Source organism: Mycobacterium sp. SMC-17 (assembly GCF_045310915.1).
Taxonomy (GTDB): Bacteria; Actinomycetota; Actinomycetes; order Mycobacteriales; family Mycobacteriaceae; genus Mycobacterium.
The window spans coordinates 1-12,603 of record NZ_JBJIAK010000040.1 but is presented as its reverse complement, the minus strand read 5'-3'; the positions used below and the strand labels follow the sequence as shown (position 1 = coordinate 12,603).

The window sequence follows — 12,603 nt, the reverse complement described above, 5'->3', positions numbered from 1 at the left end:
GGCCATAGCCCCGGGCAGTCGACGCCCGTACCGTTGAAGGTGTCGGGAATTGCACCTTCGTCTGGAGCGGACATCATGACCGAATTATCTCCTCGCCCATACATTTTGGTCGGCATCGACGGATCAAGATCATCGCTGGAGGCGTTGCTGTGGGCCATCGGCGAGGCGCAACTGCGCAACCTGCCGCTGCGCCTGGTCCACGCCGTCGACTACGGCAATTTCGTGATGGGATTCAATCCGGGTGCTTCCGAGAGCTTCTTCAAGTACGTGGAGACGTCGGGACAGAACTTCCTGAACGAGGCCGCGGAGCGTGTTCAGGCACTCGCCCCCGAGGTGGAGGTGTCCGTCCACAACCTGGTCGGCCGCCCGGCGCAGCTGCTGGAGGAGCAGTCGAGGGATGCGTTCCTCACCGTTGTCGGATCGAGTGGGCTGCACGGGTTCACGGGTCTGCTCGCGGGGTCGGTGGCGGTGGCGCTGACCGCGCACGGCCACAGTCCCGTCGTTGTGGTCCGCGCGCCCGGCGCACACGCCGGAGGGCCCGTCGTGGTCGGTGTCAGCGGCGCGCCCGACAGCGAGGAAGCAATCGGCTGGGCCTTCCAGGAGGCGTCACTGCGCGGGGCGAAACTGCTCGCCGTTCTCGTATCGAGTTATGTCCCAGCCTATTTCGACTACATCGAACCGACATGGGAAGAGCTGCCGGGCCCGGCGCGGGAGGACCAGCAGGCGATGTTGCTGGCTGAACGGCTGGCGGGGTGGCAGGAGAAGTTCCCGGAGGTCGCGGTCCGCCGCGTGGTCGCCGCCGGCCATCCGGGGCACGTGCTGCTGGGCTATGCGCAGCGCGCGCAGCTGATCGTCACCGGGACCCGCGGCCATGGAAACGTGGCCGGGTGGTTCCTCGGGTCGACGAGCCACCGGCTGGTGCAGCATGCCGAGTGCCCGGTGCTGGTCGCCCGGCCGCAGGCCCGGTAGTCAGATCGTTGCTGAGGTGCAGGGGGCCGTTCGCGGCCGCCTGCACCTCAGGTATTTCAGACCCGTGCGACGAGCACAGAGGGGTTGTCGGAGTTCGCGTCGGCGTGTGAGCCAATAATTTTGACGAGCTTGGCCGCTTCGCGGGCACCGACAACGACGAGGCTGATCGGTTCGGACGTCGTCTGCAGGAACCGTGCGAAACTCGTCGTGATGGGTACCGCCGTGATGTACACGTCGGGGTAGAGGTCTAGCCACACCGCACAACGGCGCAGCAGCTCCTGGCGGCCACTCATCCCGGTCTCCGGCGGACACACGCCGACCGCCACAACGGGCCGTCCACGCAGTTGCGCTTCGGCGACCGCCGCGGCGAACACATCGTGGTTCTCTTCCCAGTCATTGACCTCGACGACGATCGACCCTGCCGGCGAGCGCCGGTGCGGTGCGTAACTGCGGACCACTGCGGCCGGACACGCCGCGCCCTCGGCCACGCCCGCCGCGGTCGATCCCAGCAGCGCTTTTGCGAAACGGCCTATCCCGACGGAGCCCACACACACCATGGCGGCTCGGCGGGATTCTTCGATCAATACCGCCGTCGGGTCTCCGACTACGACGGCGGTCTCGATCTTGACGTGCGCGGCGGTGTCGTCGATGGCTGCGTGAGCCGCCCGCAGAGAGGTCCTGGCGTATTCGATGACCATTCGATCCGAGCGCTGCGGGCCTTGCACGCAACTCACCAGCCGCAGCGGGACATCTCGGGCGATGGCTTCAGCGACGGCCCAGTGAGCGGCGTAGACGGCAGCTGTCGACCCGTCGATGCCGACCACGACGGAATCGCCAGCGTGCATTTCGATCATGTTGTCTCCCGGTGGTTTTCGCGTGTTACGCAGTGGTTGCCCTGGCGTGCGGCACGGCAGATGTGTCATCGAATCCTCGCCCGGGTACGTAGCCGGAGGCGAGGGCATAAAGGCCTTTGGGACGGCGCATGAGTCACCACAGGTCAAGGGTCCCGAGCGGTGGCGAGTGATCACTCAACGAGTGACTTTCGGCCATAGCAGCGGAGGAGCCGTGCTCGTACCGTCGTGGGCATCGGACAGTCAGAGGCATCGGAGGATATTGTGACCGAATTACCGCCCCGCCCTTATATTTTGGTCGGCATCGACGGGTCGAGCTCATCGCTGATGGCCCTGACTTGGGCCGTCAACGAAGCACAGTTGCGCAACCTTCCGCTCCGGTTGGTGCACGCCGTCGACTTCGAGAGTTTTGCGCTGGGGTTCAACCCGGGTGCCTCCGAGAGCTTCTTCACGTACCTGGAGACCACGGGCCAGCGTTTCCTTGACGAGGCCCTCGATCGTGTCCAGACGCTGGACCCTGATCTGGAGGTGACGTTGACCAGAAAGGCGGGCCGCCCAGCTCGAGTGTTGATCGAGCTGTCGAAGGGCGCATTCCTCACCGTCGTCGGTTCAAGCGGACTGAACGCATTCACCGGCCTGCTGGCCGGCTCGGTGGCAGTGGCGCTGACCGCACACGGACACAGCCCGGTCGTCGTCGTCCGCGCACCGGGGGTGCCGGTGACAGGCCCAGTTGTGGTCGGGATCAGTGGGGCCCCGGACAGTGAGGATGCGATTGGCTGGGCCTTCGAGGAAGCCGCCATGCGCGGGACCGGACTGACCGCTGTCCTGGTTTGGGGCTACTTGCCGGCGCATTTCTACGATGTCCAAGGTCCCTGGAATGACCTGACCGGCCCGGCGCGTGAGGAGCAGCAGGAGATGCTGGCCGAGCGATTGGCCGGGTGGCAGGAGAAATTCCCGGATGTCGCGGTGCGCCGCGTCGCGGCAATCGGCAACCCCGGGCACGTCCTGCTGAGCCATGCCCAGCGCGCTCAGCTCGTCGTCACCGGAAGCCATGGTCGCGGCGACGCCACCGGGCTGCTGCTCGGTTCCACCTGCCACAAACTGATTCACCAGGCGAATTGCCCAGTCCTCGTCGCTCGGCCGCATGCTCGCGAGTCGACCCGATGACGAGCGCAACTCGCGAGGTGCGTGAGCCCTTGACGGCGGCGCGGCTGCGATCGGTGGACGCGTACTGGCGGGCTGCCAACTATCTCACTGCCGGCCAGATCTACCTGATGGACAATCCGCTACTGCGAACGCCTTTGGAGCATCAACACATCAAGCCCCGCCCGTTGGGGCACTGGGGCACCTCGCCGGGGCTGAACTTCACCTACGCGCACCTGAATCGCGCCATCATCGATCATGATCTCGACGCGATGTATGTCATCGGTCCCGGTCATGGCGGGCCGGCGCTGTTCGCGAACGCCTGGCTCGAGGGCAGCTACAGCCGAACACGTCCCGACATAACCCGTGATGAACGCGGCATGGCGACACTGTTCCGCGAATTCTCCTTCCCGGGTGGCGTGCCCAGCCATGTCGCACCGGAAGTTCCGGGCTCCATCCACGAGGGCGGCGAGCTCGGTTATTCCCTGGCGCACGCCTACGGTGCAGCTCTCGACAACCCGAACCTGTTGGTGGCGTGTGTGATCGGTGACGGCGAAGCCGAGACCGGTCCGCTGGCCGCCAGCTGGCATTCGAACAAGTTCATCAACCCCGTCACTGATGGTGCGGTACTGCCCATCCTGCACCTCAATGGGTACAAGATCGCCAATCCGACGGTCCTGGCGCGGATCACCGACACCGAACTCGATTGTCTACTAAGGGGATACGGGCACCATCCGATCTACGTCAGCGGCGACGACCCGCAACAGATGCATCAGGAGATGGCGGCGGCGATGGATCGCGTCGTGGCGATGATCAACGAAATCCAGACCGCCGCGCGTGCCGCGACATCCCCAGCGGCGCGCCCACAGTGGCCCATGATCGTGTTGCGGACGCCCAAAGGCTGGACCGGACCGCGGTGGGTCGACGGTGTGCCTGTTGAGGGTACGTGGCGTTCGCATCAGGTGCCCATAGCCGATGTCCGGTCTGATCCGGAACATCGCCGGCAGTTCGTCGATTGGCTGGATTCGTACCGCCCCGGCGAGCTGTTCGATGAAATGGGTTGCCCCACAGCGCTGGTGACTGACAATGTGCCGTCAACCGATTATCAGATGGGATTGAACCCGAACGCCAACGGTGGCCTGCTGCTGACACCTTTGCATTTGCCTGCTGCCCAGGAATTCGCGGTGTCAACCGTCAGGCCGGGGGACACCACCGCAGAGCCGACCAGGGTGCTCGGGCAATATCTGCGCGAAGTAATGGTGCGTAACGCCTGCTACCGCAACTTCAGACTGTTCGGGCCCGACGAGACGGCGTCGAATCGGCTCGGTGCCGTGTATGACGTCAGCGACAAGCAGTGGAACGCAGCAGTTCTGCCGAGCGACGAGCACCTGGCCCGCGACGGGCGTGTGCTCGAAGTCTTGTCGGAACACATGTGCCAGGGCTGGCTGGAAGGTTATCTGCTGACCGGGCGGCATGGCCTGCTCAACAGCTACGAGGCCTTTGCTCATGTCGTGGACTCGATGGTGAACCAACATGCCAAGTGGCTCAAGGTGAGTCGCGAACTACCGTGGCGCGCACCGATCGCATCCCTGAACTACCTGATCACGTCCCACGTGTGGCGCCAGGACCACAACGGCTTCTCGCACCAGGATCCGGGTTTCATCGATCATGTTGCCAACAAGCGCGCCGATATCGCCCGCATTTACTTGCCGCCGGACGCAAACACGCTGCTGTCGGTAGCGGCGCACTGCCTCGCCAGCCGGAGCTACATCAACGTGATCGTCGCCGGTAAGAACGACGCCCCGGTGTGGCTCACCGCGGAGCAAGCTGCGGTGCACTGCGCACGCGGCGCGGACATCTTCGAGTGGGCCAGCACCGACAGGGGTTCAGAACCTGATGTGGTGCTGGGCGGCGCCGGCGACGTGCCCACCATTGAGGTGCTGGCTGCCGCATCGATACTGCGAGAGCGCCTGCCGGAGATAAAGATCCGCGTCGTCAACGTCGTCGACCTGTTCCGGCTGCAATCCGACTCCCAACATCCACACGGCATGACCGATGCGGAGTACGACACGTTGTTCACCACCGACCGACCCGTGATCTTCGCCTACCACGGCTACCCGTCGTTGATCCACCTGTTGACCTACCGCCGACGCAATCACCGGAATATGCATGTGCGGGGGTATCTGGAAGAGGGTTCGACGACAACGCCTTTCGACATGCTGGTGCTGAACAAGATGGACCGCTTCCAGCTGGTGATCGACGCCATCGATCTGACGCCCGGACTCGACGGTCCCGCGGTACACGCACTGCGCGCAGACATGGTTGCGGCTCATGATCGCCACCGTGAATGGATCCGGACGCGCGGTGAGGATCTGCCCGAGGTCACGGAGTGGCGTTGGGAGTCGGCAACTGATTGACGGCGTCGGCGATAACTGTCCTCGTCATGCGACGACTGTGCGCTCAGGGGGCTTCGGCGACTAAGGTCTAGGGTCCTCAGATTGACGGCCACTGGTGATCCACGCCGTGGCGTCCTCGACCTGCCCCGCGGGGAACTTCCGGATCTCCGCAGTGATGAAGTGTGACACCAGGTGCTGTGCAACGCCCGCTATCGGCGAATCAGTGACGATGGCAATCTTTTTCACGTGTTGGTGATGGTCATGGACGAATCGCAGGTGCGTCACCATCGCCCCGAAACTGTCCCATCCCGGAAAATGTGGAGCGTCGATGATGAGGCCGGCAAGGTCGCCGCCCTGCTCGATCTTCGGGTCGACAGTTTGGTTGAGGGCGGCAAAATCGCCGGTACTCAACGGGGATTCCGGGTGAATGGTGAGAATCGAGTTGTCCGAGTCCCATTGTTGATCGATCACGGTTCACTCCTGTGCTATCAGTCTGAGCGCAAAGTTGTTGTGCAGCAGCGGGTAATTGCCGGTTCTAGCCGCTGAGCAGCATCAGGTTGCCCAGCCGGCGAGTGTGCGTCGCAGCTGACGCGACGGAGATCAGGTGAGCGAGCCCGTTCTCGATGCCGCGGGCGAGATCTTCCGTGTCGAGCTCGGCGTCGTAGTCGCCGATGACGCCGAATGTCAGGCGATCTGCGTAGCTCATGATGGCGATGCCCGTGCGCATGCCCATCGCAATCGGCGGTACCGGCACGAGCGCGGCGATCTGACGACCCATCAAGCGCATGCGCCGGCTCGGGCCCGGGACATTCGTCGTCACGGCAACGACGCCATGTTGCGGAAGCCGGCCCAGCAGGCGCACGGCCGACGCCATGATCGGAAATGGAATCAGGTTGGCTGCGGAAACCACCAGAGAGCCGGCCTGGCGCTGCCCACTGCCTTTCGCCGTTGTCAGCCTCTTGTGGACCAGCCGAAGCTGTTCGAGCGGATCCGGCCGATCGACGGGGAGGTCAGGCAGCAATATGGAAACCCGGTTGTCGGGCACGTGGAGCAGTTCGGCCGGCCGGACGGAAACCGGCACCACGGTACGGATCGGCCCGGCCGAAGGCTGCATGTCGTGCCGCAGCATCGCAGACCGGAAACCGTCGGTGATGGCGGCCAGAGCCACATCGTTGACCGTGACGCCGAACCGTTTCGCGACCATCTGGACATCCTGCATCGAGACGTCGACAGCACTGAATCGACGCATGTCGCTGAGCTGACCGTTGAGCGGTTGGGTCGATGTGGTGAGCACGCCGGCCACGAGTTGAGCGGCCCCGAAGGCCATCCGTACTCCACTGCGCGCCGTCGACCGCACCATCCGCCACGCATCGGTGCCGAGCGCGATCGGATTGAAGGGGCGTGAGGGATGCCGGTCCGATACCGAAGGGAGGCTGAGGATTTCATCGTGGTCGGCCCACTGGTTGTCGCAGATGCCCGCGAGCATCGCTGTCGCCGCGACACCGTCGGCGATGCAGTGGTGCAGCTTCACCACGATCGCCCAGCGACCATCGGCCAGGCCGTCCAGCATCCAGGCTTCCCACAACGGACGGGACCTGTCGAGACGGCGCTCCATCAAATCGGCGACCGCGCGATGGAGCGCGGTGTCATCACCGGGCGCTGTCACGGTGAGTCGGCGGACGTGGTGGGTGATGTCGAAACTGGGCGCCGGTACCCATTCTGGAGCGCTGAGATCGAGCGGATAGGAGTGCAACACCTGTCGGCAGCGGGGGAGCGTGGCCGACCGCTCGTCGAGCACAGTCATGAGTTCGGCGAAGTCCGGCGCCGGGCCTTCCATGAGGGCGACCACTGCGACAGCAAGATTGGCGTGGCTGTCGGAATCCTCCGCCTGCAGGAAACCGGCATCGAGAGCGGTGAGCTGATTGTCGTTCATCGGTTTCCTTTACGGGCCGGCCCGCGGGCGGTGCGGTATTCGCGAATGATGTTGCGCCTATCGGCGGTTCGTCAGCAGGGCTGATGGACCGCGGTCGTAGGGACCTTCGGCACCTGTGGCCTTCCGGCTATATGCCAGAGGACTTTTGACCCGTGTGGCCCTCAGCCGAGTGGCGCACCATGTGGACATGCGGTTGTCAGAAGGTCTCGACGGTGAACACCAGGGACAGCTTCGCGGTATGACCGGCGTGGCACTGATTGCGGCGCCAATATTCATCGGTTGGATGTTCGGCGATCTCTCGTCGGTCCGCCTGGGACTGCCGGATGACGCAGTGGCACCGGCGAAAGTTGCTACGGCACAACAGCAGGCGCCGCCCGCATCGCAACAACTGCACACGTGGCTTGCACGACTCGAATCGCCGCTGGACGCGTTGCTGATCCAGCGGGACAACATGACCAGGGCGGCGGCCAGCGCCGACATCGCGGGAATCCACCGAGCCTGCGAGGCCGGCCAGGCGGCCGTGCCGCCGCTACAGATATTGTTGCCGAGCCCGGATGCGACCCTGACCACTGCCCTGCGGCAGACTCTCGATGATTTCGGCTCCGGGTTCAGTGAGTGCCTGGCCGGAATTCGGCATCAGGACGTCGCCGACATCGAGATGGCCTCGGTCTATCTGTACCGCGCGAACAACGATCTCCGAACGCTGATGGCCGTGATCGCGCGTGAGCTCGATGACGCCGACTCCGGGACCCAGGACGTCGTGCCGATCTGACGCCGAGCGTCGAGCCGAATGCCGTTGGAGCGCCTCAAGACTCGGAGGTCGCGGTGACGGACGGTGCCGGTCGACGATCCGGTGACCACCCGACCGCGGTCAGATACAGTCCGGCCAGTCCGGTGACGATCACCCCGGCCTGCCACCACGGTGCGCCGGCCAGCACGTCCTGTCCCGTGGTGAGGTACGCCCCGGGGAACGTCATCAACGCGACACCCTTGAGCACCGTCAACCAGCCCAGCACCGACACGGTGGCGGCGGCAGCTCCGCGCCAGTACGGGTGCAGTGTGACGACAACCAGTCCCATCGGTAGGACGAATGCGCCTGTGACCCAGGGCCATACGGAGTCGTCTCCGAACGTGTGCAGCAGTGTCTTGACGTAATCGGCCCGGGTGACCAGTGAAGCGGCCGCGACGACGAGGTAGGGCCCGAGCACCCGGGCGAACATCCGGGTGCGGTGCGCGATCATCGATCCGTCTCTTCGGCGTCAGTGGGCTGTGAGCCCAATACCGGGTTGTCGTCGTGCAGAAGGGAAACGACGTCCGTCAGCGCGCGGCGCGGGGTCGCGGGCAGGGGGTCGGCGTTGAGGGGTGCCCAGCCGACCCGGATGAGCATCTGCGGGAACAGCTCGTCACCGAAAACGTCCGACCGGACGATCGCTCGGCACGCGGGATTTTCCAATGCCTCCGTGACGGGGCATGTGGACAGTCCCTGTGCGGTGGCAGTGAGCAGAACCGCGCTCGTCGCTTCGCCGGCCCGCAGTCGATCGATCGGAGCATCGGTCGAGGTGCCGAGTGCCAATAGCGAACCGTTGTCATCACTGGCCGTCGTACCGGCGGCCTGCCCGAGCACGGGACCGGCGAAGATGCGACTCGGGAGAGCTGCACCATGGTCGGGCGTGGGTGTACTTCGAGCGGGCACTCCGGCCACGGAGGCATAGCGCCCGCTCCAGACCGTCAGTTCGGTGAGATAGTCCAGATCATGCACATGCTGCAAAACAGCCTGCCGCAGTGCACTTGTGAGGACGTCGTTGAGCTTCACCCGGCGTAGCCCGATGCCCAGACGGGCGGCGCGGGCGGTCATCAGAGCGATGTCTCCGAGCGGGACGGGCCAGCCGCTGTAGTAGCGCCGGTCGGTTCTGCGCCGCGGAATCGCTGCGGCGAGCGCGATGTCGGGCTGCTCCGGGGTGGCGGGGGTCAACTCGATCGCGGCGAGGTGATCAGGTTCGGCGGGATTGGGGAATCTGCGCACGGTCGGCTGCCAGCCCAGCGCGTGGAAGGCCACGGTCGCGTGGTGCAGGGCCGCACCGCAACTGATCAACAGGTCGCGGCCGTCGGGGTCGGTGTGAATCAGGTGCAATGACGATTCGGCGTACAAATGCACACTGTTCGAGCCGATCCGCCACCGCCACGGTTGCGTGTTGTGGACCGAGGGGGCACGCGTTGCCAGCGCCATGGCTGCGCAAATCGTCTGGTGGTCGGGGAACGTCTCGGACATCTGATTCACCTCGCAAGACCTGTCGTCGAGATCGACGCGGAGCGATTCAGGTCGCGCCCACTGCTCGTTTCTCATACGACGATCCTGCAGGCGCTCGGGCACCAGCGACAGAGCACTACGTCACTTGCTGAGAGGTCTTTGCCCGATGGCGACGTGCCGGCCGAAGCCGGGGCTCCGTCGTTGGCGGCCAATGCCATTGGTCGCTCACTCCAGGTTGCCCGTCAGGGCAGGGGTGCCCACCACCGCAGTACGGTGCCGGCGTCGACGCCGGGTTCGACGGTCATGTCGCCGCCGGTGTCCTGCGCCCGCCTGCGAAGGTTCGCGAGGCCGCTTTCGGTGATTCCGGCGGGCAGTCCCTGACCGTTGTCGGCGACTTCGATACGTAGGTCGTTGTCGACATTGACGGTGACGCTGACAGCGCTGGCCTTACCGTGACGGACGGCGTTGCTCACCGCCTCGCGGACGACGGCCTCGGCGTGATCGGCCAGGTCAGGCTCGATGACCGAGAGCGGTCCGTCGTAGCGCACCGTGGTGTGCAGCTCGTGGCTGGAGAAGGAGGCGACTGCGGCATCGAGGCGTTGACGTAACCGGGTGGTGGAAGCGGTGCTGCCGTGCAGATCGAAGATCGCCGTACGGATTTCGGTGATCACTTCCTGGAGGTCGTCGACACAGTCGGTGATGCGCCGCTGCACGTCGCTGGATTTTGCGCGCGGGATGGCGCCCTGGAGCGTCAGACCGACCGCGAACAGTCGCTGGATGACGTGATCGTGCAAGTCGCGGGCAATGCGGTCGCGATCCGCCAGCACGTCCAACTCACGCTTCTGACGCTGGCTGGCCGCAAGTTGCCAGGCGAGCGCGGCCTGATCGGCGAACGCGGCCATCGTGTCCAGCTGATCCGGAGTGAAATCCGGTCGGCCCCTACGCCGCAGCACGATCAGCACCCCGATGACGCTGTCGGTGGTGCGCAGGGGCAGCACCAGTGCCGAAGCCATGTCAACCGCTATCGCTTGCGGCAACTCCGCTGCCCGGCAGAACAAGGGCGTCCGAGCGTGAAAGGACCGGCCGATGGGGCCGTCGGCCGCCGGCGCCTCCAGCGATGATGCGCGGACGTCGCCGACGACGTCGATGACCTGGAGTTCGGTGATCTCGCTGCTCGGAGCATCGTCGTCCTCGGGAACCGCAATCAGCGTCGCGTCCGCGTCCGTCAGGGAGCGCGCTTCCTCCGCGATCTGGCGGAACACCTCCGCGGGCTCCGTGCCGGACAGCAGGGCGGTACCGATGTCGCGGGTGGCCTCGATCCAGGCCTGGCGTTGCTGTGACTGGCGGTAGAGCCGGGCGTTGTCGATGGCGATGCCGGCCGCCGCGGCCAGGGCTTGGGCGAGCACTTCGTCGTCTTCGCTGAAGGGCTGCCCAGATGCCTTCTCGGTCAGATACAGGTTTCCGAACACTTCATCGCGGATGCGCACCGGTACCCCGAGGAACGTGCGCATGGGCGGGTGGTTATCGGGAAACCCGACCGAGGCCGGGTGCGTTCGAATGTCCTCCAGCCGAATGGGTTTCGGCTCGTCGATCAGTACGCCGAGCACGCCGCGCCCTTGGGGAAGCGGGCCGATCTTGCAACGGGTCTCCTCATCGATGCCCTCGTAGACGAATTCGACGAGCTCGTGGTCGGTGCCCCGTACCCCGAGTGCGCCGTACCGGGCGTCGATCAGCTCGATCGCGGTGTGCACGATGGTGCGCAGTGTCTCGTCCAGTTCGAGACCGGACGTGACCGTGAGCATCGCCTCGACCAGACCGTCGAGCCGGTCCCGGCCCTCGATGATCTGCTCGACGCGGTCCTGGACTTCACTGAGCAGTTCACGCAGCCGGAGTCCCGATAGCGGCGCTCGCAGCGGATGCTCAGCGCTGCTGTCGTGGCGTGTCACACCGGTGATTCTGCCATCGCGGCAGTCGCGCGCCAGGAATTTGACGCCGCGGGCATATCAGTCGTCGGAGCGCCGCGGCCGGTCCAGCTTCGACACGAACACCGCGGCCTGGGTGCGTCGCTCCATGCCGAGTTTGGCCAGTAGCCGCGACACGTAGTTCTTGACGGTCTTCTCCGCCAGGAACATTCGGGCGGCAATCTGCTTGTTGGTCAAGCCCTCACCGAGCAGATCCAGCAGCACCCGTTCCTGATCGGTGAGGCCCGAAAGTGGGTCGGACCGCTCGGCGGCGTTGCGCAGCTTCGCCATCAAGGCCGCGGCGGCGCGATTGTCCAGCAGGGACCGTCCGGCACCGACAGCCTTGATCGCCTCGGCCAGTTCCATGCCTTTGATGTCCTTGATGACATATCCGCTCGCGCCGGCCAGGACCGCGTCGAGCATGGCCTCGTCGGAGGTGAACGACGTCAGCATCAGACACCGCAGGTCGGGCAGGCGCGACAGCAGATCGCGGCACAGCTCGATGCCGTTGCCGTCCGGCAGACGCACATCGAGGACGGCGACATCGGGTCTGAGCGCAGGAATCTGGGCCATGGCGTGCGCCACGGTTCCAGCCTCGCCGATGACTTCCAGATCCGGGTCCGCACTCAGCAGGTCGATGAGTCCGCGGCGCACGACTTCATGGTCATCGACGAGAAATACTGTGACCATTCGCGTGCCCTTCTGCACGCCGGCGGCGCGCTGATAAACGTTGACGTCTTGCTCATGACGATAGGCCAGGCCTCGGCTACAGGCGCTGATTACGTTGGCAAATCAGTGCCGTGCAGTTCACCTGGGGCGAGGCTGAGCGCGCCGTCCCCACGATCTCACCCATCCCGGGTCTCCGGTGCCTGCCGATCACCAGCAATTGGATCGAATCGGCATGGCGATCAAGGTAATTCATCGTGGAACCACGGATTGCGACGGGGTTGAACTCGATGTCCGGGTTGGCGAGGCGATACCGGGAGAGACGTTTGTCCAGCCGCGCAGACACGCCATCATCCTGGCTAAGCCTCGATCCGTGGACTGACTGATTCTGTGAGGACTTTTCGGTTCTGGTCGGGATCATTTTGCTGTGGGCGGC

General features: G+C 65.0%; 11 protein-coding genes and 1 pseudogene. 4 read left to right on the top strand and 8 right to left on the bottom strand.

Translation table 11 applies throughout. The features are described from left to right. The first annotated feature begins 75 nt into the window (after window positions 1-75). Window positions 76-969: a universal stress protein gene (locus tag ACJH7A_RS22040; protein WP_212814234.1), complete on the top strand. Its 894-nt coding sequence runs from the start codon at window positions 76-78 to the stop codon at window positions 967-969. Window positions 970-1,025: 56 nt separating this feature from the next. Here ACJH7A_RS22040 and ACJH7A_RS22035 read toward each other — a convergent pair whose 3' ends face one another. Continuing rightward, window positions 1,026-1,814: a universal stress protein gene (locus ACJH7A_RS22035; RefSeq protein ID WP_244872880.1), complete on the bottom strand. Its 789-nt coding sequence runs from the start codon at window positions 1,812-1,814 to the stop codon at window positions 1,026-1,028. Between the two features lie 270 nt (window positions 1,815-2,084). Between ACJH7A_RS22035 and ACJH7A_RS22030 the strand changes: the two genes are divergently transcribed. Together ACJH7A_RS22030 and ACJH7A_RS22025 are read left to right on the top strand one after the other, a co-directional pair. Next, the gene (locus ACJH7A_RS22030; RefSeq protein WP_212814777.1) at window positions 2,085-2,987 is read left to right on the top strand and encodes a universal stress protein; all 903 of its coding nucleotides are present in this window, start codon (window positions 2,085-2,087) and stop codon (window positions 2,985-2,987) included. Continuing rightward, window positions 2,984-5,380, top strand: coding sequence for a phosphoketolase (locus ACJH7A_RS22025; RefSeq protein ID WP_212814238.1), 2,397 nt, complete (start codon window positions 2,984-2,986; stop codon window positions 5,378-5,380). The genes ACJH7A_RS22030 and ACJH7A_RS22025 overlap by 4 nt, the downstream gene beginning before the upstream one ends. Before the next feature lie 60 nt (window positions 5,381-5,440). Here the strand turns inward: ACJH7A_RS22025 and ACJH7A_RS22020 are convergent, their stop codons facing one another. Together ACJH7A_RS22020 and ACJH7A_RS22015 are read right to left on the bottom strand one after the other, a co-directional pair. Beyond that, entirely contained in the window at window positions 5,441-5,830 is a 390-nt protein-coding gene (locus tag ACJH7A_RS22020) for an STAS/SEC14 domain-containing protein (protein WP_212814241.1), read from the bottom strand. A gap of 64 nt (window positions 5,831-5,894) precedes the next feature. Further along, window positions 5,895-7,292 (bottom strand): wax ester/triacylglycerol synthase family O-acyltransferase, encoded by a 1,398-nt coding sequence (locus ACJH7A_RS22015; RefSeq protein ID WP_406802696.1) that lies wholly within the window; start codon window positions 7,290-7,292, stop codon window positions 5,895-5,897. Between the two features lie 187 nt (window positions 7,293-7,479). Here ACJH7A_RS22015 and ACJH7A_RS22010 point away from each other — a divergent pair, with 187 nt between their 5' ends. Continuing rightward, window positions 7,480-8,064: a hypothetical protein gene (locus ACJH7A_RS22010; protein WP_406802695.1), complete on the top strand. Its 585-nt coding sequence runs from the start codon at window positions 7,480-7,482 to the stop codon at window positions 8,062-8,064. Window positions 8,065-8,098: 34 nt separating this feature from the next. Here the strand turns inward: ACJH7A_RS22010 and ACJH7A_RS22005 are convergent, their stop codons facing one another. From ACJH7A_RS22005 to ACJH7A_RS21985, 5 genes and pseudogenes are all read right to left on the bottom strand, one after another. Then, a complete protein-coding gene (locus tag ACJH7A_RS22005; protein WP_406802703.1) occupies window positions 8,099-8,512 on the bottom strand; it encodes a hypothetical protein in 414 nt (137 codons plus the stop codon). A gap of 17 nt (window positions 8,513-8,529) precedes the next feature. Beyond that, the gene (locus ACJH7A_RS22000) at window positions 8,530-9,561 is read right to left on the bottom strand and encodes an Acg family FMN-binding oxidoreductase (protein ID WP_406802694.1); all 1,032 of its coding nucleotides are present in this window, start codon (window positions 9,559-9,561) and stop codon (window positions 8,530-8,532) included. A 221-nt stretch (window positions 9,562-9,782) separates the two neighbouring features. Then, a complete protein-coding gene (locus ACJH7A_RS21995) occupies window positions 9,783-11,495 on the bottom strand; it encodes a GAF domain-containing sensor histidine kinase (protein WP_406802702.1) in 1,713 nt (570 codons plus the stop codon). A gap of 48 nt (window positions 11,496-11,543) precedes the next feature. Next, window positions 11,544-12,191 (bottom strand): hypoxia response regulator transcription factor DosR/DevR, encoded by a 648-nt coding sequence (gene dosR / locus ACJH7A_RS21990; protein WP_406802693.1) that lies wholly within the window; start codon window positions 12,189-12,191, stop codon window positions 11,544-11,546. 76 nt (window positions 12,192-12,267) lie between these two features. Beyond that, window positions 12,268-12,603, bottom strand: a pseudogene (locus ACJH7A_RS21985) (hypothetical protein); the annotation flags it as partial.